Annotated in this window: 21 protein-coding genes; 6 read left to right on the top strand and 15 right to left on the bottom strand. The window is 66.1% G+C overall.

Going from position 1 to position 21906, the window contains the following annotated elements:
* Positions 1-65: 65 nt before the first annotated feature.
* From NJT13_RS10780 to NJT13_RS10760, 5 genes are all read right to left on the bottom strand, one after another.
* On the bottom strand, positions 66-1007 hold the full coding sequence (locus tag NJT13_RS10780) for a class I SAM-dependent methyltransferase (protein WP_254521573.1): 942 nt from the start codon (positions 1005-1007) through the stop codon (positions 66-68).
* Positions 1008-1037: 30 nt separating this feature from the next.
* Positions 1038-2135 carry a glycosyltransferase family 4 protein gene (locus tag NJT13_RS10775; RefSeq protein ID WP_425499811.1) on the bottom strand — a complete coding sequence of 366 codons (1098 nt, stop codon included), beginning with the start codon at positions 2133-2135 and terminating at the stop codon, positions 1038-1040.
* Positions 2136-2151: 16 nt separating this feature from the next.
* Positions 2152-2529 carry a 6-pyruvoyl trahydropterin synthase family protein gene (locus NJT13_RS10770; protein ID WP_254521571.1) on the bottom strand — a complete coding sequence of 126 codons (378 nt, stop codon included), beginning with the start codon at positions 2527-2529 and terminating at the stop codon, positions 2152-2154.
* Between the two features lie 108 nt (positions 2530-2637).
* Entirely contained in the window at positions 2638-3702 is a 1065-nt protein-coding gene (locus NJT13_RS10765) for a zinc-dependent alcohol dehydrogenase (protein WP_254521570.1), read from the bottom strand.
* Positions 3699-4316 carry a GTP cyclohydrolase IIa gene (locus NJT13_RS10760; protein WP_254521569.1) on the bottom strand — a complete coding sequence of 206 codons (618 nt, stop codon included), beginning with the start codon at positions 4314-4316 and terminating at the stop codon, positions 3699-3701. Before NJT13_RS10760 ends, NJT13_RS10765 begins: the two co-directional genes overlap by 4 nt.
* 157 nt (positions 4317-4473) lie before the next feature.
* On the opposite strand from NJT13_RS10760, the gene NJT13_RS10755 reads away from it, so the two are divergent.
* The 3 genes from NJT13_RS10755 (at position 4474) to NJT13_RS10745 (ending at position 6719) form a co-directional block, all read left to right on the top strand.
* On the top strand, positions 4474-5166 hold the full coding sequence (locus tag NJT13_RS10755; RefSeq protein WP_254521568.1) for a hypothetical protein: 693 nt from the start codon (positions 4474-4476) through the stop codon (positions 5164-5166).
* 195 nt (positions 5167-5361) lie between these two features.
* The gene (locus NJT13_RS10750; RefSeq protein ID WP_254521567.1) at positions 5362-5529 is read left to right on the top strand and encodes a DUF1059 domain-containing protein; all 168 of its coding nucleotides are present in this window, start codon (positions 5362-5364) and stop codon (positions 5527-5529) included.
* A gap of 59 nt (positions 5530-5588) precedes the next feature.
* A complete protein-coding gene (locus NJT13_RS10745; protein ID WP_254521566.1) occupies positions 5589-6719 on the top strand; it encodes an ORC1-type DNA replication protein in 1131 nt (376 codons plus the stop codon).
* A 52-nt stretch (positions 6720-6771) separates the two neighbouring features.
* On the opposite strand, the gene NJT13_RS10740 is transcribed toward NJT13_RS10745, so the two are convergent.
* Positions 6772-8793 (bottom strand): SLC13 family permease, encoded by a 2022-nt coding sequence (locus NJT13_RS10740; RefSeq protein WP_254521565.1) that lies wholly within the window; start codon positions 8791-8793, stop codon positions 6772-6774.
* A gap of 367 nt (positions 8794-9160) precedes the next feature.
* Positions 9161-9427: a DUF7553 family protein gene (locus NJT13_RS10735; RefSeq protein ID WP_254521564.1), complete on the bottom strand. Its 267-nt coding sequence runs from the start codon at positions 9425-9427 to the stop codon at positions 9161-9163.
* Positions 9428-9693: 266 nt separating this feature from the next.
* Here NJT13_RS10735 and NJT13_RS10730 point away from each other — a divergent pair, with 266 nt between their 5' ends.
* Complete coding sequence (locus NJT13_RS10730; RefSeq protein ID WP_254521563.1) at positions 9694-10455, top strand: DUF4397 domain-containing protein; 762 nt, start codon at positions 9694-9696, stop codon at positions 10453-10455.
* Between the two features lie 202 nt (positions 10456-10657).
* Positions 10658-12715 (top strand): excinuclease ABC subunit UvrB, encoded by a 2058-nt coding sequence (gene uvrB / locus NJT13_RS10725; RefSeq protein WP_254521562.1) that lies wholly within the window; start codon positions 10658-10660, stop codon positions 12713-12715.
* A 60-nt stretch (positions 12716-12775) separates the two neighbouring features.
* Here uvrB and NJT13_RS10720 read toward each other — a convergent pair whose 3' ends face one another.
* From NJT13_RS10720 to NJT13_RS10695, 6 genes are all read right to left on the bottom strand, one after another.
* Positions 12776-14002: a putative manganese transporter gene (locus tag NJT13_RS10720; RefSeq protein ID WP_254521561.1), complete on the bottom strand. Its 1227-nt coding sequence runs from the start codon at positions 14000-14002 to the stop codon at positions 12776-12778.
* 279 nt (positions 14003-14281) lie between these two features.
* Complete coding sequence (nrfD, locus tag NJT13_RS10715) at positions 14282-15604, bottom strand: NrfD/PsrC family molybdoenzyme membrane anchor subunit (protein WP_254521560.1); 1323 nt, start codon at positions 15602-15604, stop codon at positions 14282-14284.
* A gap of 341 nt (positions 15605-15945) precedes the next feature.
* On the bottom strand, positions 15946-16428 hold the full coding sequence (locus tag NJT13_RS10710) for a GNAT family N-acetyltransferase (protein WP_254521559.1): 483 nt from the start codon (positions 16426-16428) through the stop codon (positions 15946-15948).
* Between the two features lie 156 nt (positions 16429-16584).
* Positions 16585-17061 (bottom strand): GNAT family N-acetyltransferase, encoded by a 477-nt coding sequence (locus tag NJT13_RS10705; RefSeq protein WP_254521558.1) that lies wholly within the window; start codon positions 17059-17061, stop codon positions 16585-16587.
* Positions 17062-17190: 129 nt separating this feature from the next.
* On the bottom strand, positions 17191-17487 hold the full coding sequence (locus tag NJT13_RS10700; RefSeq protein WP_254521557.1) for an SUI1 family translation initiation factor: 297 nt from the start codon (positions 17485-17487) through the stop codon (positions 17191-17193).
* 435 nt (positions 17488-17922) lie between these two features.
* A complete protein-coding gene (locus NJT13_RS10695; RefSeq protein WP_254521556.1) occupies positions 17923-18060 on the bottom strand; it encodes a hypothetical protein in 138 nt (45 codons plus the stop codon).
* Between the two features lie 55 nt (positions 18061-18115).
* Between NJT13_RS10695 and NJT13_RS10690 the strand changes: the two genes are divergently transcribed.
* The gene (locus NJT13_RS10690) at positions 18116-19351 is read left to right on the top strand and encodes an RNA-guided endonuclease TnpB family protein (protein ID WP_254521555.1); all 1236 of its coding nucleotides are present in this window, start codon (positions 18116-18118) and stop codon (positions 19349-19351) included.
* 43 nt (positions 19352-19394) lie between these two features.
* Here NJT13_RS10690 and NJT13_RS10685 read toward each other — a convergent pair whose 3' ends face one another.
* Together NJT13_RS10685 and NJT13_RS10680 are read right to left on the bottom strand one after the other, a co-directional pair.
* Positions 19395-19814, bottom strand: a complete 420-nt coding sequence (locus tag NJT13_RS10685) for a hypothetical protein (protein ID WP_254521554.1) — start codon at positions 19812-19814, stop codon at positions 19395-19397.
* A 235-nt stretch (positions 19815-20049) separates the two neighbouring features.
* Complete coding sequence (locus NJT13_RS10680; protein WP_254521553.1) at positions 20050-21903, bottom strand: excinuclease ABC subunit C; 1854 nt, start codon at positions 21901-21903, stop codon at positions 20050-20052.
* Between the last annotated feature and the right edge of the window lie 3 nt (positions 21904-21906).

Raw genomic sequence — 21906 nt, 5'->3', positions numbered from 1 at the left:
ATCGTCCGGGTAGTCATCTCCCGAGTCCGTGTCGGACCCGGCGGTCGCCGCACGCGCGATTCCGCTCACTCCGCCGGCGGCCACCGGCCGAGGACGTCCAACTGGTGGGCGAGGTAGACCAGATCTGCGGCCGCGATCTGTTCGTGGCGAGTCGTCGCCCACGCGCGTCTCCGCTCGTCGTCGAGCGCGCCGTCGGCCTCGAGCGCGGAGTCGACGGTGTCGACGATGTGGTGGAGGAAGTACGCCTCGTCGGCCTCGTACCCGCCGTCGCTCGGCCGTACGACCCAGTCGGAGCCGCCCGCCGCGACGACCCGACCGCCGGTCGCCGGAATCGCGGTGAGGAGGTGGCGGCCGGCCTCGCTGTCGCCGGTCTCGCCGCCGACCTTCTCGGTCGTGTCCATCCGGCGGTGAAACCGGCGTTCGACGCGGTCGTCGAGTCCGGGGTCGACCGGCGGGAGAAACGCCGTCACTCCGTCGAACGTGATCGGGAAGTAAGCGATGCCGCCCGGGCGAAGACCGGTCGCGACCGCCTCGAGCGCCGACTGCACGTCCGTGAGATCGAGGAAGGCCTGGGCGACGACGGCGTCGTACGACTCCTCGGCGTCCGACAGGTGGGCGAGCGCGTCTCCGGTGCGGAACTCGACCTCGAACGCGGCCCCGTCGCGGTCGACGCGTACCGACCCGTCCGATCCGGCCGCCCCGGCCGATCCGACCGAGCCGTTTCCGCGGTCCGTCACACGATCGGCGATGCTGTCGGTCGCGGCCTCGACGAGGGCCGAGTCGGCGTCGATGGCCGTGTATCGGACCTCGGTGTTGCCCGTCCACTCGAGGACCGCGTCGACCATCGCGCCCGTTCCGGCACCGATCTCGCAGAGTTCGACCGGTTCGTCGGCCCTCTCGAGCGCACGGCGAAACGCGTCCGCGACGCGCGGGTTCCGGGCGCGCCAGTCGACGCTTCGCTTGGCGTCGAGGTATCGGCGAAACGAGTATCGGTCGGGTTCGGTCACGCCTCTGTCGTCCTCTCCACTCGCGGCGAGTTAAGTTCGGGTGTCACGGGGACGGCCCGGCGATTTCGCGGCCTCGCTGATTTCGGTCGCGAACGTCTCGATGCGGTCCACGGCGTCTTTCCAGGTGGGATGGGCGTCGTAGGCGTCTCGTGCGGCGACTCCCATCTCGGCGAGGCGCTCGCGATCGGCCGCGAGCGCGCCCACGGTCTCGGCCACGGCTCCCGGCTCGCCCGGCGGGACCAATACCCCGGTTTCCCCGTCGGCGACGACGTCGCTCGCACCGCCGGCGGCGGAGGCGAGCGCCGGCATTCCGAACCCCATTCCCTCGAGGTAGACCATGCCGAACCCTTCGTAGCCGGACGGGACGGCGAGGATGTGACCGTTCCGGAGGGTCGCGGTCAGCTCGGCGTCGGACAGTCGGCCCGCGACCGTCACCGACGCGTCGATACCCAGCGCGTCGATCAACCGACCGATGCGACGGACGTACGCCCGATCCACCGTCGGGTCGCCGACCGCTGTCAGCGTCCACTCGTCGGCCGGGCGGTCGGAGAGCCCCCGGAGCAGGGTGTGGAGCCCCTTCCGTTCGATGAGCGTTCCCACGAAGACGATCCGAAGCGGCCCTGGCTCGCGAGCGCGCCTGCGAATCTGCGCCCGCGTGATTCCCGGGTCGACGTGATCGCCGCCGGGTGGCGCGACGACGCCCGGCGTCGGACCGACGAGCGCCTCGACGGTCTCTCGGGTGGGCCCGCTGTTGTACACGAAGCCGTCGACGGTCTCGAGGTAGCGCCGTTCGACCGCTCGAACGAGCGCGTTGATCCAGGTCGACCGCGGTTCCAGACACCGGAGGTGGTGAACGACGGAGACAACCGGCGTGTCGTCGTCGCGTCGGCGGTTGTGTCGGACGAGCGACGGGTGACAGAGTTCGTCTTGCAACAGCACGTCGACGTCGAGGGTGGCCAGGTTCGCGGCGACGTTCCGGGAGACGTTATCGAGCAGATTGGGTACGTATCCGTCCCGCGGAATCGAGACGACCGTCACCTCGTGACCCCGATCGCGAAGTCCCGCGACGATCCGTCGGTCGTAGCGGTAGCCGCCGGACGTGCGCTCGAGGCCGTCGTAGACGAGCACCCCCAGCCGCATCGGATCAGACGGTCGTGGCGTAGGAGGCGGCCGCCGCGTCCGCTTCCCACGTGGTCACCTCGACGGCGTCGAGACGGTCCGTCTCGATTCCGTCCGCGACTCGCTCGGCGAACAACCGAGAGAAGTGCTCCACGCTCGGATTGCGCCCCTCGAACTCGGGGAGGTCGTTGAGGGTCGCGTCGCGATATCGATCCACCAGGCCGTCGACGACCGTTTTGAGGTCGTCGATGTCGACGAGGTAGCCGTACTCCCCGAGTTGCCCGCCCTCGACCTGCACCTCCACCGTCAGGTGGTGGGAGTGGAGGTCTCCTTCGGGTCCGGGGTCGGGGACCGTAAGCCAGTGCTGAGCGACGAAGTCCCGGGTGACTGTGACCGCGTACATACCCTGTCGGACCACGTATGCCACCAAAAGCCTGGGGTGCGAACCGACGCGGGTGCGCCTGCCCCACCGTCTCGAGGGGAGGCGGTACGACAGGAGCCTCGGGTCCGATCAGTACGTCAAGAGTACCTGAACCGCGTCGTCCGGTCGCTCGTCCAGCAGGGAGTACGCCTTCGGTGCGTTCGCGACCGGGACGCGGTGGGTCACCAGACGGTCCGTCTCGATGTCCTCGAGGCGTTGCCACGCGGTCGCTAGCCGGCGCGCCACGGTCCAGCGCCCGCGCAACGTCGGTGCGATCGTGCTCACCTGGCTGCTGATCAGCCGGATTCGGCTCCGGTGAAACCGTCCGTCGAGCGACAGCTCGGCCGTCTTCGACCCGTACCACGATCCGACGACGACACGCCCCCCGAATCCGGTCGCGTCGATGGCGGCGTCGAGCCCCGCCGGGTTGCCGGAGAGCTCGTACGTGAGATCCGCTCGACGCGGGGATCGTTCCCCGTCGGTCCGTCCGGATGGCGACTCCGGTCGGTCGGGGAGCGTCGTCGACTCGCCGATCTCCGCGACCGGGTCAGCGTCGTCGGGATCGAGGCTCCGGTCGGCCCCGAACGCTTCCGAGAGCCGTCGTCGCGTCTCGTAGCGATCCACGGTCACGAGCGACGAAAGGGGCGTCTCGGCCAACAGCGCCGTCGTCAACAGCCCGACGACACCCTGGCCGAACACGACCGCCCGTTCGCCGAGTCTGGGGTTCCCGTCCAGCACCAGATTGACCGCCGTTTCGACGTTCGGGAGAAACGCTGCCGCCGCGGGGGAGACGTCGTCCGGGACGACGCAGACTTCGTCGACGCCGACGACGAATTCGCTGGCGTGGGGGTGGAACGCGAGTACCGTCTCGTCGCGCCACGCCGGATCGACGTCCGCGCCGACGGCGGTCACCGTTCCGACGACCGCGTAGCCGTACGGGAACGGGTAGGAGAAGGTCCCGTCGAGGGATTCCAGCGTCTCGTCCGCGGCGATTTCGGGGTTCACGTCGCCCCGATAGAGTAACAGCTCCGTCCCGGAACTGATGGCGGACACGGTCGCCGCCACCGCGAGTTCGTTCGGGCCGGGATCGGCCACCGCCGTCTCCCGGACCTCGACCTGGTGGGGTCCCGTGAAGTACACCGATTGCGCCGTCACGAGTCACGCCCCCTCGCGGTCTCGTCGGGAGCGATCTCGACGCGCGTTCCGTCCTCCCGGCAGCGTTCGGGGACCTCCTTCGCCGCCATGCCGGCCCTCCCGGCCGTCCGGTCGCGACGGACACCGACTTTCAGGTCGGTTCCGGTGGCTTCAGTAACGTGACCGATCGCCTCGTCGAACGCCGTCTCGTCGAGTCCGGACGTCACCGAGATGGCGTTGTCGCCGCCGATGAAGAACGACAGCGAGTCGTGGGCGTCGAACATGTACTCGAGAAGAGCCGTGTTTCCTCGATCGATCCGTCGAAACACCTCGAACGCGTCGAGCCCGTCGGTGTACCGATCGGTCGCGTCGTTGACGTCGAAGTGGGCGATCCGGACGGCGTCCTGGATTCGTCGGTGTCCCGCCAGGTCGAGGCCGTTCGTGACAGCGATCACGTTGTCGAATCGCGTGGCGAACACGTCGCCGTCGTACTGATCGACGAGCCGGGACAGATCCGCGTGCAGGCGGGTCTGGCGCGTCTGCAGGTCGACTTCCCGTCTGGGTGACGGGGCCACCGTCCACGGTCCGTCGTCGTCGATCTGGATCGACGTGACCCCCGTTTCGGTTCCAGTCACTCGTCCCCGTACCACCGCCACCAGTAAAATCCACCGGCGATAGCGGGTGCGTATCGACGGGAAAGGGTTCGTTACAGGACCACCTGTGGCGGGTGGCGGCTTCGTCCCGCGGATATATGCCGTTCGATACCATATGGCTCGCTCGGAGTAGTCGATCGTGTCCCGACGTTCACCCCGAGCGGACCCGTCTCGCCCGCTGCGCCAGCCGTCGGTGAAACGGGCGCCCGAACGAGTCCGCGAGGAGCGCGTGCTCCGGGAGTGGCTCGAGCGCGAGGCCGACGGCGGAACGCGGATCGTCGATTCCGAGTCCGACCCGCCGAAGACGGCAGTACTCGACGCGCTCCTCGCTGCGAAGCCCGGAGCGGCGGCGTTCGTCTGGCGAGAGCGACCGATTCGGTGGTATCGGCTCGACCTCGACTGGAAGCGGTTCGGCGATCTCCGCCCGGTGGACGGCCCGGACGACCTCCTGTGGCGTGCCGTCTCCACGGACGGCACGCTGTTCGGCGTGGCCGAGCGGGTTCAGGATGAGGGGTTCGGTCCGCTCGAGTCGGCCGGAATCGACGCCGCAGCGATCCGTGCGTACCGCGACAATCTCGCCGCCGGAACGCGGTTCGACCCGCTGGTGGTACGGACCAGACGCGGCGCGACCCCGTGGTACGTCGCCGACGGGAACCACCGGGCGACGGCGGCCGCGTTACAGTCTCTCGAAACCGGCCGGTACCATCCCGTGCCGGCGTACGTCGGCGTGACCGCGAACCCGATCCTCGGACCGATGCTCGACCGGATTCGTGGCCTGGCCCAGCGACTCACCGGACGACAGATCGGCCATCGAACCGATCGGACGCCGTAACCGCTGCCGTCGGCGGCGGTCGCGTCTCGAATCGGGACGCCCTTGGTGGCGACGCCAGCCGTCCGGTGCGACGGCGGACACCGAACCGTTCTACCGGACCCGGGCCTCGACACGCGAACCGATCGCCGTCCCGGCCGTCGAATGGCGGGGCATGCAAGTGCGAACCTTTTGCGCGCTCCGCTCCAATGCCATGATATGCCATACCATTTCGAGTGTCCACGGGACGGTTGTTCCTTCCGACTCCGCTGCGATGCCGACCGGGAGGCGGCGAGGCTCGCACGAGCGCACACTCGCGTCGCACACCACGCCCGAATCGCTCCGGCCGACCTCGACCGGTGGCTCGAGCGGATCGAGGCCGCCTGACCTGGACGCGCCTGGAATTCGGCAAACAACTAAGTGAGTTCGAAAGCGTGGTGAAAGTGATGGCAGACGACCCCGACGGGGGAATGTTGTCGTGGGACGAATCCGTGTTCAAGAACGAGCACGTCTTCGAAATCGACTACGTCCCCGAGACGTTCAAGCACCGCGAGGGCCAGACCCAGAGCCTGACGTACGCGTTGCGCCCGGCGGTTCGTGGGTCGCGGCCGCTGAACGTCATGGTCCGTGGGCCGCCGGGAACCGGGAAAACGACGGCGATACAGAAGTTGTTCGACGAGGTGGGCGCCCAGACGAGCGAGGTTCGGACGATCCGGGTCAACTGTCAGGTCAACGCGACCCGTTACTCGGTGTTCTCGCGGCTGTTCGAGGGGACGTTCGATTACGAACCGCCCTCGTCCGGTATTTCGTTCAAGAAGCTGTTCGGCCAGATCGCCGAGAAACTCGTCGAGGAGGATCGCGTTCTCGTCGTGGCACTCGACGACGTCAACTATCTCTTCTACGAGAACGAAGCCAGTGACACGCTCTATTCGCTGTTGCGCGCCCACGAGGAGTATCCCGGCGCGAAGATCGGCGTCATCGTCGTCTCCTCCGATCCGTCACTGGACGTGATCGACGAACTCGACTCCCGCGTCCAGAGCGTCTTTCGTCCCGAAGACGTCTACTTTCCGGTGTACGACCAGCCGGAGATCGTCGACATTCTCTCCGAGCGGGTCTCACGCGGCTTCCACGACGGCGTCATCGGTCGGGACACGCTCGAGTTCGTCGCGGAACTCACGGCCGACAGCGGCGACCTTCGGGTCGGTATCGATCTGTTGCGCCGGGCCGGACTGAACGCGGAGATGCGGGCCAGCCGCACCGTCGAGCGCCAGGACGTCGAAGAGGCCTACGAGAAATCGAAGTACATCAACCTCTCGCGATCGCTGTCGGGGCTGACCGACACGGAGCGGATGCTCCTCGAGGTGATCGCCGACCACGACGGGGATCAGGCCGGTGCGGTCTACGAAGCCTTCCACGACCGGACCGACCTCGGCTACACGCGCTACTCCGAGATCGTCAACAAACTCGACCAGCTCGGGCTCATCGACGCCGATTACGCCGACGTCGACGGCCGGGGCCGCTCGCGGTCGCTCACGCTGTCCTACGAGAAGGACGCGGTGTTAGAACGACTCGAGTGACCGACCGATCGAACGCTTGCGCGGACGACGGGCTCGAGACTGCTGGTCCGCGTTATACTCCCCATATGAGGACGATTCCGACCGTCGTGACGCCTGCGAGCAGCACCTGTAGGGGGGCGCCGACTCTCACGAAGTCGGAGAATTTGTACCCGCCCGGCCCGTAAACCATCAGGTTCGTCTGGTACCCCACAGGCGTCATGAACGACGTCGCCGACGCGAACAGCACCGACAGGAGAAAGGAAAACGGGTCGGCACCCAGGGATCCCGCGGCGTCGACGGCGACGGGGATCATCAGAACGACCGTTGCGACGGGCGTGATGACGTTCGCGAGCAGGCCCGTCACGATCGCGAACGCGAACAGGACCCCGACGAGGGGGAGGAATTCGGCCGATTCGACCAGCCCGTCGGCGATGAGCAGCGATCCCCCGGTCGCTTCCAGTGCGAGACCCAGCGGGATCACGCCGGCGAGCAGGAACACGATGTTCCACGAGACGGCGTCGTAGGCGTCGGTCGTCGACAGACAGCCGGTCACGACCATGAGAAAGACGCCTGCCAGGGCCGAGATCGCGATGGAAACGAGCCCGAGCGCGGCGGTCCCGACCACCCCGGCCATGATAGCGATCGCCACCGGCGTCTTCGGCGATAGCGGTGCGACCTCGTCGACCCCGCTCTCGAGCAGTCGGTCGACGGCGCCGTCGTCGACGACGACGAAATCCCCGGTTCCGGTGAAGTACTCGAGCGTCTCGGGGAACGTCTGGACCAGCAGGAGGTCGCCGGCTTCGAGCCTGATCTCGTCGAGATCGGTCCGGAGCAACTCGCCGTCGCGGCGGATCGCCAGCACGGTCAGCTGGTAAATCTCTCGGAGGTGCGTCTCGGAGACCGTCTCGCCGACGTACGGCGAGGCTTCCGGGACGACGGCTTTGGCCAACAGATCTTCGCTGGTGCCCTCGTCGAACGTTTCCTCGGTCACCTGTTCCCGGAGGAGCTGGCGCAGCCCCTGATTCTCGACGAAGCGGTTGACCGCCTGTAGATTGCCGTGGACCGTGAGGACGTCGCCCTCCAGAATTCGCCGGTCCGTCTCGACCGCCACGAACGTTTCGCTCACATCCCGCGACGGCTCGTCGAGACCGGCGGCGTCCGGGGCCGACTCTCCGATCTCGCCGCGGCGGAGTCGCTGGTCGGGTCCTGTCCGATCCGGACTCGCGCCGCGACCTCGTTCGCCGCCCTCGCCGAACTCGAACACGCGGTCGTCCTCTCCGACCCGCGCGTCGCGGTCTACTTCTCGCCGGAGTTGGAGGATGCGGACCTTCGCTTCGGTCCCGGCCTCGAGTTCGTCGATGGTCTTTCCGACCGGCGCCGAATCCGCCCTGACGCGGACCTGAGTGAGGTGATCCTCGAGATCGAACTCGTCGACGAGGTCCGCCTCGACCGGGATCCGCGCGGGCGTCAGCCAGCGGCCGACGGTCATGAGGTAGCCGATGCCGACGGCGAAGACGACGATCCCGAGGGGAGCGAACTCGAACATTCCGATCGGCCCGCGATCGAGCAGTTCGGCGGCGAATTCGCTCGCGAGCAGGTTCGTCGACGTCCCGACGAGCGTCAGGGTGCCGCCCAGGATCGCCGCGTACGAGAGGGGCAAGAGCAGTTTCGACGGGGAGACGCCGGCTTTCTCGGCGAGATCGGAGATCATCGGAACGAAGACTGCGACGACGGGCGTGTTGTTGATGAACCCCGCGACCGGCCCCGCCGTGGCGACCGTCGCCGCGAGCGCACGCGCCTCGTTGCCCTTCGCGAACGCGGCGAGCGAGAGCCCCAGTCTCTGGACGACGCCGGTCTGCTGGATGCCCGCGCTTAGCATGTACATCGCGACGATCGTTACCGTCGCCGTGTTGGCGAACCCGGAGATCGCTGCCCGATGACCGACGCCCGTTAGCGGTTCTAGCACCGCGAGCGAGACCATGATCCCGATCGCCGTCACGTCGTTCGGAATGGCCTCCGACACGAACAGGACGAGGGCGACGGCGACGAGTCCGAACACCACGGGCGCACCGCCCGATAACTCGGCACCGATCATCGCGCGCAGTCCATCTCCCGTTTGCTCATGAGTCGTGTATGTGTGCTATAGCTAGATTTATGTTTCGAGCACACTCGGCTCGTCGATCGGTGGCGTCGATCGGGCCGGGCGCGAATCGACCGGTCGCCGTTCGCGGGACCGATACCCGGTATCTCGGCGCGAAGCGCCTCGGCTCTCGGTTCGGATGCGGGTACCTCCACCCGGGCGAGACCGGAGGCCGGGGCGAACGCGCGACGATCGGTCCGTCTCCGAGAGGGGATCTCGTCCCGTCACCCACCGATGCCGATCCCGCGCGTCCGCGTCGGGGCCGAGATCGGCGGTCGGGCTGAAAAAAGCGGTCGCAGCGTCTCCGCCGTCGGTTCGGCTCTCAGGCTTGATCGAGGCTTTCCCGATAGTCCTCCGCCGCCTCGATGGCCGATTCGAGTTTCGCTTCCGTGTCGCCGCCGGCCCGCTCGCGGGCTTGCCGGAGCGCGTTGAGGTGCGTGTCGAGGACGGCGTGATCCGCGACCGTCTCGTCGCGGGCGATTTCCTCGAACTCACGTGCGGTCTCCCGGAGGGTATCGCGTAGATCGCCGTCGGCCGTTTCCGCGGCGTCCTCGAGGTCGCTGCTGGCTTGCTGGAGGCCCTGCGTCATATCGGGCCAACGGCGACGGCCCGCATAACTGTTGGCCGGGCAGCGGCAACGTTCGACCGCCGTTCGCTCGGAAAGCGACTCGTACACGGGACTACGGTCGACCTACAGCGGTGTGTCGGGACCTCCCGTCACGTGACGATTCGTGTAGGGGCCGTATTCGTAACAGAGACGATCTGTACCCCGCGACTTCGGCCAGAAATACCTGACCGACACGTGATACTGACTGGCTCCTTTTTCATGTCGCGGGCCGCCTTCCCGACCGTGCCATGCAAGTATCACGACGCACTGCGATGAAAGCCATGGGTGCTGCCGGTGGACTGACTGCGGCGAGCGGTGTCGCGATGGCCGTCGGCGAACACCCGGACGACGAGCGGTCGAAGCCCGACGAGAAATCGATGAGCGACGAGAAACCAGCCGAGCCCCCGGGTGCGGCCGTTCGCGTCGCACACTTCTCCCCGGACGCGCCGAACGTCGACGTCTACGTCGACGGCAACCAGGTTCTCTCGAACGTCGCCTACGGTGACGTATCCCCGTACCTCGAGATCGAACCGGGCACCTACACGGTGAAGATCACGGCGGCCGGTGATCCGGGAACCGTCGCGTTCGAGGGCGACGTCACGCTGCAGCCCGCGTTCTACACCATCGCGGCCATCGGCGAACTCGGCGCGAGCTCGTTCGAGCCGCTCGTCCTGCTCGACGCCGGCTCGGCGCTCGCTCGAGTGGTTCACACGGTGCCCGACGCGCCAACCGTCGACATCTACGTGGAAGACGAACTCCTCTTCGAGGGCCTGTCGTTCGGCGAGTCGACCGACTACACCGCCCTTCCCGCGGGCACCTTCACCGTCTCGATCCGACCGGCTGGAGATCCCGAGACGACGCTCCTGTCGTACGAGGCCACGCGCGAAATCGGCGTCGCGTACTCCGCGTTTGCGATCGGCTACGCCGACCCACCGGCGGGGACGGAGGGCCGAGAATTCACCGTGAAACGGGTGGAAGACGGTCCGATGGGCGAGCAAATGAAAAAGTAAGGTTCGATTCGCCCCTGTCAACGAGGACCGCGGACAGCCGTCGGGAACTCGGCCGCCGACTTTCTGCCCGACCTCGCGTTCCCGACGCGTGGAGTGACGTTCTGGTCGGTAGACGGGCCTCTGGGAGGCGTACGGAATTCGTGAGTGGCACTTCGACCCGGCATGCGTGTGGGTAAAGTGCCTCCAACACCTGCATCGGACAATGAGCGAGAGTCGAGGCCCGCTGCAACCGGACCGTCCCGACGTCGACCTGTCATTCGAGGTCGACGCCCCGTTCGAGCCGGCGGGAGACCAGCCGGAGGCCATCGAGCGACTGGCCGACGGGTTCCGGTCGGGGATGGACAGACAGACCCTGCTCGGCGTGACCGGATCGGGGAAGACGAACACCGTCTCGTGGGTGGTAGAGGAAATCGAGAAGCCGACGCTCGTGATCGCCCACAACAAGACGCTGGCGGCCCAGCTCTACGAGGAGTTTCGGAACCTCTTCCCGGACAACGCCGTCGAGTACTTCGTCTCCTACTACGACTACTACCAGCCCGAGGCCTACGTCGAGCAGACCGACACCTACATCGACAAGGACGCCTCGATCAACGACGAAATCGACCGGCTTCGCCACTCCGCGACCCGCTCGCTGCTCACGCGCGAGGACGTGATCGTCGTCGCCTCGGTGTCGGCCATCTACGGTCTCGGCGACCCGCGAAACTACGTCGACATGTCGCTGCGACTCGAGGTCGGCGAGGAGGTCGGCCGCGACGACTTGCTCGCACAGCTCGTCGACCTGAACTACGAGCGCAACGACGTCGACTTCACGCAGGGCACGTTCCGCGTCCGCGGCGACACCATCGAGATATTCCCGATGTACGGCCGCTACGCCGTCCGCGTCGAACTCTGGGGGGACGAGATCGACCGGATGGTCAAGGTCGATCCGCTCGAGGGAACGACCCAGGGCGAGCAGCGGGCCGTCCTGATCCACCCCGCGGAGCACTACTCGATCCCGGAGACGAAACTCGAGCAGGCGATGGACGAGATTCGCGACGACCTGGACTCCCGCATTTCCTACTTCGAGCGCCAGGGTGACCTGATCGCCGCCCAGCGCATCGAGGAGCGAACGACGTTCGACCTCGAGATGATGCAGGAGACGGGCTACTGTTCGGGCATCGAGAACTACTCGGTCTACCTCTCCGACCGGGAGTCCGGCGACGCGCCGTACACGCTGCTCGATTACTTCCCCGACGACTTCCTCACCGTGGTCGACGAGTCACACGTTACGCTGCCCCAGGTTCGCGGACAGTACGCCGGCGACAAGTCCCGCAAGGATTCGCTGGTCGAGAATGGGTTCCGGCTTCCCACGGCGTACGACAACCGCCCGCTCACCTTCGAGGAGTTCGACGAGAAGACCGACCAGACGCTGTACGTCAGCGCGACGCCGGGGGACTACGAGCGCGAGGAGAGCGACCGGATCGTCGAACAGATCGTTCGCCCGACCCACCTCGTCGACCCGAAGGTCGAGGTCTCGCCCGCGACGGGGCAAGTCGAGGACCTCATGGACCGCATCGACGACCGGATCGACCGTGACGAGCGGACTCTCGTCACCACCCTCACGAAGCGCATGGCGGAGGACCTGACGGAGTACCTGGAGGAGGCCGGGATCGACGTGGCGTATATGCACGACGAGACGGACACCTTGGAGCGCCACGAGATCATCCGCTCGCTTCGCCTCGGGGAGATCGACGTCCTCGTGGGAATCAACCTCTTGCGGGAGGGGCTGGACATCCCGGAGGTCTCGCTCGTGGCGATCTTAGACGCCGACCAGGAGGGGTTCCTCAGGTCGGAGACGACCCTCGTCCAGACGATGGGACGAGCCGCGCGAAACGTCCACGGTGAGGTCGTTTTGTACGCCGACGATCCCTCGAACGCGATGGACTCCGCCATCGAGGAGACCCAGCGCCGCCGCCGAATCCAGCAGGAGTTCAACGCGGAACACGGTCACGAACCCACGACGATCGAGAAGGACGTCGGCGAAACCAATCTGCCGGGCAGCAAGACCGACACCAGCGAGGTCTCCGGCCGCGAACTCGCCGACGAAGACGAGGCCGCGCGCTACGTCGACGACCTCGAAGAGCGGATGCAGGAGGCCGCGAGCAACCTCGAGTTCGAGTTAGCCGCGGACATCCGAGATCGGATTCGGGAAGTGAGAGACGAGTTCGAACTGGGGGGCGGCGAGGACGAGGGGATCGCGCCGCCGACCGAGGAGTTCTGAGTGCGACCGGGGTCTTCGCCCCGTTTTCGCCGCGCGCCGGATATCGGATCGGCCGATCGATCAGAGCACGCCGAACCCGAACTCGGCCATTCCGAAGACGGGTCCCCACAGCAGGTTGAGCGCGACGCCGACGACGACCGCGGGCAGGAAGTTGTAGACCGTCGCGACGAGGGCGGCCCTGGCGTCGACCGCCAGGAGGGGAAAGAGCGCGTCGCCGTCCTGGGCGATCGCGTTGGCGGTCAGCGCGGAGAATGGGAGGCCACCCTCGGCGTAGACGCTGGCCAGCAGGATCTGGGGGCCACAGCCGGGGATCAACCCGACTGCCGCGCCGCCGATGGGCGCCAGCGCACCCGCCGCCGCGGCGAGGGTGGCGACGTTCACCCCGGTGAAGAGGACGGCGTATTCGTAGACGAGGAAGGCCGCGAGGACCCAGACGGTGACGAAACTGGTCTCCATCGCCGCGTGCGTGAGCGCGTCGTAGGCCGACCCGAACGAATCTCGAGCGCGGGCGATCGTCCCTTCGCCGACGTAGTGGCGGCCGACGGCGTAGAGGTACAACGAGAGCACCGCGCCGACGATGCCGACGACCGTAAAGAGGCCATCGAAGCCGACGCCGAGCGTGAGCGCGACTTCGGGCCCGCCTCGGAGCAAGTAGATCGTCCCGAAGAACAGGCCGGCGATAGCGGTCCCCCACCACGCGACGTGTGCGAGGTGGGAGAACGGGGTGAGCACTCGAGAGCGGCGATCCGGCCCCGCTGCGTGGGCGTGCGTGGGCGCCGGCCCCCCGTAATCGTGGGCGGGATTCGGTCCGACGCCGCCGTCGACGACGGTGCCGCCGTCGGGCGTCGCGGCGGGCGAGAGTCGCGCCACTGCGGCGTCGACGCGGGAGACGCCCAGGCCGACCGAGTCGACGAGGTAGCCGGTCGCGACCGAGGCGGCGAAGGCGATGGCGTACGCGTAGAGCGCGGCCTCCGGTGCGAGCGCGAGAATAACGAACGCCGAGTCGCCAGCGGTCGCACCGAGCGTCGCGACGACCGTCCCGAAACTGACCGTCCCGCGGACGTACAGGGGCATGACGACGATCGCACCGCCACACCCGGGGGTCAACCCGAGAACGCCGCCGAACAACACCTGCAGTCGCTCGTTGTCTTCGATGGCGCCGATTACGGCGCCGCCGGTCTTGTACTGGAGCAGTCCGAACGCCAGGACCGTAATCGCGACGAACGCACTGACCTGTACGTAGCCGTCTCGGAGCGACGCGAGGAGAACCTCGAGAACCTCGTTCACGGAACATCACCCGTGCGTCGGAGATCGGCAGTCCGTAGATTAGACATCTCTAAAAATAGGTTTAGCATCATAGGGTAAATAGTTGCTGGTGGCGGTCACCCGCCACGTCGCTCACGAAGGGCCTCGGGGGTCGACTCGAGACACGAGACGCGTTCGAAACGCCGGCTCGTCAGCGGTGCACGAGGGTCCCACCGGCCGTGGTGGATCGCACGCAGTCCGGTCGTTCGACTCGCAGGGGTCCGCGCTGTCGGATCGCTGTCGGACGGCCGTCGGTCCGCGCTACTCGTGTTCGTGTTCGTCCCGCAGGTGTTCGATCGCGTGGAGTTCGACGACCGGGAAGATCTTGGCGACGGTGAGGAAGATCAGACAGACCATCCCGATCGTCCCGGTGATCGAGGCGAGCTCGATCAAACTCGGGATGTAGACGCCCGGCACCGCCGCGTAGATGTCGAACGTCGGGTGGAGGAACCCCTCGACGACGAACAGGACCTTCTCGAGGATCGTCGCGGTGAGGACGGCAAGCCCCGAGAGGATGGCTCGTCGCTTGGTGAACAGCGTCGGCCGGATCGCCTGGGCGAAGATGTACGAGAGGGTCACGAAGACCAGCGTCATCGACGTGAGGTAGATCGGATTCGTGGCCCTGGCCAGTGCCGCGATGGTCAGCGGGACCGGCGCCGTGAACAGGCCGGTGATGTTCTGCTGGAGTTGCAGCCACAGGAACAGCAGACAGAAGAAGCCGAGCCAGAGGAGGAGTCCGCGGAAGATGTCGTCGGTGAAGATGTGGTCCCAGTTGTAGGCGCGCCGGAACGCGTACGAGAGGATGATCACGCCGCTGATGGCGGAGGTCAACGCGATGGTAAGGAACTGCGGTCCCTGTACGCCACCGAACCAGGTCGGATAGTTCGGCAACACGGCGAACAGCCACGGGATGACGCCGCCGTGGAGCAAGAGCGGGGCCATGATGATGATCGCGAGGGCGAGCCACCAGACCATCCGTTCGACGACCTGGTCTTCTTTTTCGGTGTAGCCGATCGTCATTATCCGGTAAATCGGATCGAGGCGATCCGGAAGTTGATCGCGCAGCCGGCTCACGTCGTAGCGGAGGGTCAGTCCGAGGTAGGTCGCCGTCAGCACGAAGTAGGCCGTGATGACGGTCACGTCCCACACCAGCGGCGAGTTGTGAACCGTGATGTGGTAGTGGCCGATGACGCTCGTGACCATCCGGTCGGGCCGGCCGAGGTGGACGATGATGTAGAACCCCGCGGCGGAGAGGCCGCTGATGGTCAACAGTTCGGCGAGACGCGCGACGGGCATGTACCGGTCCATCCCGAGCAACCGGACCGCAGCCGAAAGGATGATCCCGCCGTGGGCGATTCCGACCCACCAGATGAACGCCCCGATGTAGATTCCCCACGTGGCACCGCCACCGCTGCCCCAGTCACCGAGAGCGGTGACGACCAGCCCCTCTTCGAGTTGATAGGCCCAGCCGACGAGGAACGCGAGAAGCGCGAGCCCCGCTATCCCGACCATCAGAAAGTACGTTCTCGAGGTCGTTCCGATCGGCCGCAGAATGTCGGCTTCGCTTGGCGTTTTCGTCGCCATTGTGATACACAGGACCACATCATCGGCTCACTTCCGTTCCTGCTATGCACTTGCAAGGTCCGCTTTGGATCGCGCGAAACGAGGTGCGTTTTCCCGGAGGCCGGGGCTCGACGGTCGCTGTCGCGTCGCTATAGTAGTCTTTGAAAGTCAATACACACCCCGATCGCGAATTCGCGGCCAGCGAGTCTTCGCTGGCCGCTTCACTGCGACCGGTGAGTAAATCGTTTCAAAGACTACTAGAGTCGTCGCGTACGCTTGGGAACCCGTCCCCGCCCGCCCGCGGACGACTGGCCGAGGAATTGCCTTCGATCACCCGGGAACGACCTCGAGCGGCCCGGACGTCACAGTTCGAGCGTGTAGACCACTTCTCGGCGCTGCTGGCCGCCGATCTCGACGTCGTCCTCGCCGGTCGGCTCGAAGCCGTGCGTTTCGTAGAACTCCCGACCGCCCTCGTTCGATGCGAGATCGATCGCGCGCATCCGTTTCATGTTGAAGTCGCGGAGGTCTTCGCGGAGCCGTTCGTACAGCGCGGTTCCGATGCCCTCTTTCTGGTGGCGCGGATGAACCGACAGTCGCAGGACGTCGCCTTCCTCCGCCGTGACGACGCCGTGGGAGAACCCGACGATTTCGCCGTCGACCTCGGCGACGAGAAACGCGGTGCCCGCCTTGGACAGGGCCGTTTCGAGCGCCTCGTCCCCGTACCACTCGTCGATCGTTTCGTCGATGGTCTCGGCGTCCAGTTCGTCGTACGTGTCGTGCCAGGTGTCGCGCGCGACCGCCCTGATCCGTTCGCGGTCGTCGTGGGTCGCAGGTCTGATCTCCATACCGGCGGGTACGACATCGAGTGACAAAGTGGTTCCACCGTCTTGGTTAGGGAGTTCGTTCGCCATCGCGACGGGCATCGACGTCGGAACGGACGGGACGCTCTCGATCGCCCGTCCGTTCCCGGTTTCGACCGTTTTTCCGGTCCGTTTCGTCCGTTACAACTCGAGCGTGTAGACCGCCTCGGGGTAATACTCCCCGTCGATTTCGACTTCGCCCTCGTCGGTCTGTTCGAAGCCGAGTCCCTCGTAGAAGGCGCGGCTGGTGTCGTTGAACGCGAAGTCGATCGATCGGACCCGGTCGACGTCGTAGGTCTCGAGTTCGGCGATCAGTCGCTCGTGGAGCGTCGAGCCGACTCCCTCTCCCTGGTGATCCGGGTGGACGTACATGCGGAGGATGTCCGCTTTCTCGCCCTGAGCGACCGCGTGGGTGAAGCCGACGAGGTCGTCGTCTTTCTCCGCGACGAGGACCACCGTTCCGGGAGCCTCGAGGGGCATCGAGTCGTCCGTGTACCAGTTGTCGACGGTCCGGTCGATTACGTCGGCCTCGAGTTCGTCGTACGTGTCGTGCCAGGTGGCGCGGGCGACAGCCGTGATGGGCCCGAAATCGGCGGCTGTTGCGGATCGAACGTTCATACCCGTACTTGCGATGAGAGACTTAAATAACTCGCTGCCGTCCGGGGGACGGATCCGCCGATGCAACGCGACCGAACGGCTCGGCGCGAGCGACGTTCGAGATCCGGTTCCGTCGGTTCGACGGTGCGGTCACTCGCGAACGTCGAACCCCTGATCGCGGAGTAAGTCCGGAACGCGGTCTCGGTGGTCCCCCTGCAGTTCGATGCGGCCCTCGTCGACCGTCCCACCCGTCCCCAGCGACCGTTTCAGATCCGACGCGGTCGATTCGATCTCCGATTTGGGCAAGTCGAACCCTTCGATGATGGTCACCGGTTTGTCGTATCGGCGACTCTCGGTCCGCAGCGACAGCACCTGCTGGGACGTCTCGAGGTCGCCCTGACTGTCCAGTTCCTCGAGGAGATCGTCGAGGTCGTCTTCGTCTGCCATAAGGTGGCATGGGTCGCCACGTGAAATAGGCCTGTCCTTGCTCTCGCAACGGTGGTAGCGTCCGTACGTCGGTTGACAATTCGCGGTTCCGGCACCCACGGCTTCCGGCTCGAGAACAGGCCTTCCGTCCGGTGTCGATGCTCTCGAGTCGTCTCGACGGGTATCGGGGCATCGACGATCGATTTCCGCGGCGGTTCGGTCGCCGGGACGCACGAACGAGTCCGATATCGCGGGTTCGCCGGCGGTAGGGCGCGCAGTTTTCAGGCGTCCTCGTCGTCGAGGTCGTCCGATTCTACGGGCGGACCGAGGTGGGTCGCTGCGAGCACGTTCTGGACGAAGCGCATCCCGGTGGCGATGCCCATCTTCAATCAACGAGGGAACCCCGGCCTTTAGGCCGGGTGGGGAATCGCGTCACTTGACTACGCTGTCCACCGCTCAATCGGCACTGCCGGAATCCAACTCCTTCTGAGCGTGGAGTAGCATTCCTTTCCACGTCAGACCGTGGTGTTTCTTTGTCTCTTTCAGGCTCTCGTACTGCGATTCGTCCTCGAACTCTATTTTGACGTACTTCATGCATGGTGTTACACCAACGTTACGTTTATGTGTGTCGGTCGCCCACCGGGGTAGTGTGTCCGAGACGGTGACAAAGACGCTACAGGCTACGCTCGCTACGCCCACTGCGGGCAAAGAGCAACGCCTACAGCGGCTCTTGGACACCTACCGCGAAGCACTCCACGACGCCTTCGACAATAGAGCCGACACAATGTCTGCCGTCAACGACGTTGTGACGCCCTACGACCTGCCGTACCAAGCCAAAGACGCGCTTAAGTCCTACGTCCCGAAACTCCGTTCGACGTACAACGCCGAGGAGCTGGACGACGAGCATCCGCTTCGACTCGTCAATCGGGCCGCGAAGTTCGACCACTCGGGGGAGCGCGAACACGGTTTTGTCTGGCAGGCCCCGCAACCCGGACGCGGAACGAACTTCTGGATTCCGCTTCGGATTAACCCCGAACAAGAATCTCTGTGGTCCGACCTGCTCGACGGAGATGCGAAGGCAGGCGAGTTGCGGCTACAGCGACACCGCACGTCGTGGGAGTTGCACGTCACCGTCGAATACCCGGTCGAAGAACCGACCGACTCGGACGACCCGACGTACATCGGTTTCGACGTAGGTGAGAGCGCGTTGATTACGGGCTGTGCCCTCAAACGCGACGTACCCCGGGAGCCGATGATGGAGAGTGGCAGTCGGGCGCGACACCTCCGCAAAGAGATGCACACCACGCTCAAGCGGCTTCAAGAACGTGACGCCGCCGAGTGGCGCGTGGACGAACGATTCGACCACTACCAGAACGCCCTGACGGATATTGTCGAGAAGGTGTCTCGGCGGGCCGTCGAATACGCCGAATCCTTCGAGAACCCCGTTATCGTCCTCGAAGACCTGTCGTACATCCGCGAACGGTTGGATTACGGCAAGTTCATCAACCGGCGGCTTCATGCGTGGGCGTTCGCACGGCTACAGGGGCGCATCGAGGACAAGGCGACGGAAGAAGGCATTCCAGTCGAGTACGTCAATGCAGCGTACACCTCGCAGACGTGCCACGCTTGCGGTCGTCTCGGTCGGCGGAGTCAGCAAGCGGAGTTCGTGTGTCCGCACGACGATTGCCACGTGTCGGAGTTCCAAGCAGACATCAACGCGGCGGCGAATATCGCCAGTCGCGCAGACCCGTGGGGAGAGAGCGTTCCTTGGGAGCCGGAACGCGATGACTCGCCTCGGGATGGGAGCGCCTGTGACAGCGCCACAGTCCACCGGGAGACGAGCGAGAACCCCTCGCAGATGACGCTCTCGGCATACTCGGACTGAAACCGGCCAAGACGGATTCCCCTTGTAGGGGAAGCCCCGCCGTTCACGGCGGGGAGGATGTCACCAGACTGTCCATCATCGACTGCTGGGTCGCTTCGCCCGGATAGATCCAATGTTCCAACTGGAGCGTTTCGGCGTTCCGGAGGTCACACGCTTCCCCCTCCTCGTCGAGGAACGTGTAGAAGCCGGGCGTCGACGCGAGCACCGGCCCGATCTGGCCCAACAGCTCCGCGCGCGATTCGTCTTCGCGAACGAGCCGCTTGGCCCGTTCCGTGTCGAACGCGCTGCGCCCGACGACCCTGATCGGCCCCCGCTTTTCTTCTTTGATGAGGTGTATCGGCAGCCGTGAGAGGGTCACCTGGAGATTGAACTCCGTCTCCTCCTGGGAGTGGGACGTGATGTCCCGGACGGCGTTCTGGTCGAGCCACCAGCGAACCTGTTCGACACTCACGTGAGTCGGCATGCTTCGACTCCGATTCCGGGATAAAAAAGGTCTGAGCCGGCAACAGCCGACACGTTCGGCCGGTCACACCAGCGGACTGGCGAGATCGAGGGGCGTCGCGGCCGTCGAACGGCTTTCGGGATGGCCGCGATCGCCACGCGCCCGTATTCGACGCGGCCAGCATTCCCCTGGCTGCTTCGAGCGCGCTCGTCGGTTTCGGCGCGTCTGCGCGTCGGCGATCCGTCTCGAGGCCTTTTCAGAGGCGCGACTTGATCGTTTCCGCCGTCTTCGCGCCGATTCCCTCGACGCTCTGGAGATCCTCGAGGCTCGCTTCGCGGACGTTTTCGACGCTTCCGAAGCGACCGAGGAGCCGCTTTCGGGTTTCGGGACCCACTCCGTGGACGTCGTCTAACACCGTCTTGACCTCGTCCCGGACGGTCTGGTGGTACTGCACTGCGAAACGGTGGGCCTCGTCTCGCACGCGCTGGAGGAGGTGCAGATGCGGCGCGTCGCTCGGCCAGGAGAATTCCCGGTCCGGGGTGATCACCCGCTCCTCTGCTTTGGCCAGTGCGACCGCCGGAACGTCCCAGCCGACTGCTGAAAGCGCGTCGCGGGCGGCCGCGAGTTGTCCCTCGCCGCCGTCGATCAGTATCAGATCGGGGTCGGGCCGGTCGTCACGCCCCTCGATGGCGCGGCGTGCGCGCCACTCGAGGAGGGCGCGCATGTTGTCGTAGTCGTCGTTCTGATCGGTGAGCTTCTTTCGCCGGTAGTCGGCCGTTTCGGCGCTCCCGTCGACGAAGGTGACGTCGCTCCCGACCGCCGACTTGCCCTGGGCGTGGCTCACGTCGAAGCCCTCGATCCGCCCGGCCGCCTCGAGTTCGAGGGCGTCCGCGAGCATCCCGCACTCGTCGCGCCGACCCACGTTTCGCCGGGCGTTCTTCAGCGCGAGTTCGACCAGTTTGGCCTCCCGTCCCGCTCCCGGGACGCGGACGGCGACGCCTTCGGCCTCGAGCCAGGCCGCGACTTCTCCGTCCCCGTGGCGTTCCGGTAACAGGAGCGCATCCGGGAGTTCGCGTTCGGCGTAGTACTGGACGAGGAAGGCCGCCAGAACGGCCGGGACGCCGTCCGAATCACTCTCGGCGTCGACTCCAGCGGACCCGGGCGCCTCGAGCGTGTGCCGATCGCGCCCGACCAGTTTGCCGTCTTCCGCGCGGAGGCGGGCGACGGTCGCGTCCTCGCCTTCGATTGCGACCCCGAGGACGTCGACGGCCCGCTCGTCGCCGGCCGACTGGACCGCCTCGCCGCCCTCGCCGTGGAAGGCTTCGACGGTCTCGAGGCGGTCCCGCAGATTCGCCGCGCGCTCGAAGTGTTGCTCCCGCGCGGCGGCGTCCATCTCCCGGCGCAGCGGATCTGCGAGAATGCCCGTCTCGCCCTCCAGAAACCGCTCGACGGCGGCGACGTCCTCGCCGTAGCTCTCGAGGTCGATCTCGCCGGTGCAGGGCGCCGTGCAAAGCCCCATCTCGTAGTCGAGACAGGGACGGTCACGGCCGGCGTACTTGTGATCGGAACACCCGCGGACGCCGTAAGTCTCTCGCAGCGCCTTCACGACGGTTTCGACCTGGCCCTTGTTCGTGTAGGGGCCGAAGACGGTCGGCTCGCTCGCGGTACCGCCGTCTTTTCGCGGGCGCTGCCCGCTCGAAGGGTTCGCGGAACGGCGTTTCGGGCTACCCGCGCTCGAGGCGCCGTGAGTCTCGCCGTCCGGGTCGCGCGTAATCTCGATCCGAGGGGCGTCGTGGGCCGTCACCTGGACCATCGGATAGGACTTGTCGTCCTTGAGTCGGACGTTGTACCGGGGCTGGTGGCGCTTGATCAGGTTCGCCTCGAGCAACAGCGCCTGGGTCTCCGTGTCGGTGACGGCGATCTCGATTCCGTCGGCGCGGTCGACCATCCGGCGAATCCGCGCACTTCGCGGATCGGCGTAGGAGCGGACCCGGTCCCGGAGATCGACTGCCTTTCCGACGTAGAGCGTCGTTTCGTCCTCGCGGAACTGATAGACGCCCGGCTCGCGGGGCAACGATCCCGCACGCTCGCGAACCCCATCGTCGTTCATCGG

The sequence above is a fragment of the Natrinema caseinilyticum genome, from assembly GCF_024227435.1.
Lineage (GTDB): Archaea > Halobacteriota > Halobacteria > Halobacteriales > Natrialbaceae > Natrinema > Natrinema caseinilyticum.
This window is presented reverse-complemented; position numbering and strand designations above follow the sequence as displayed.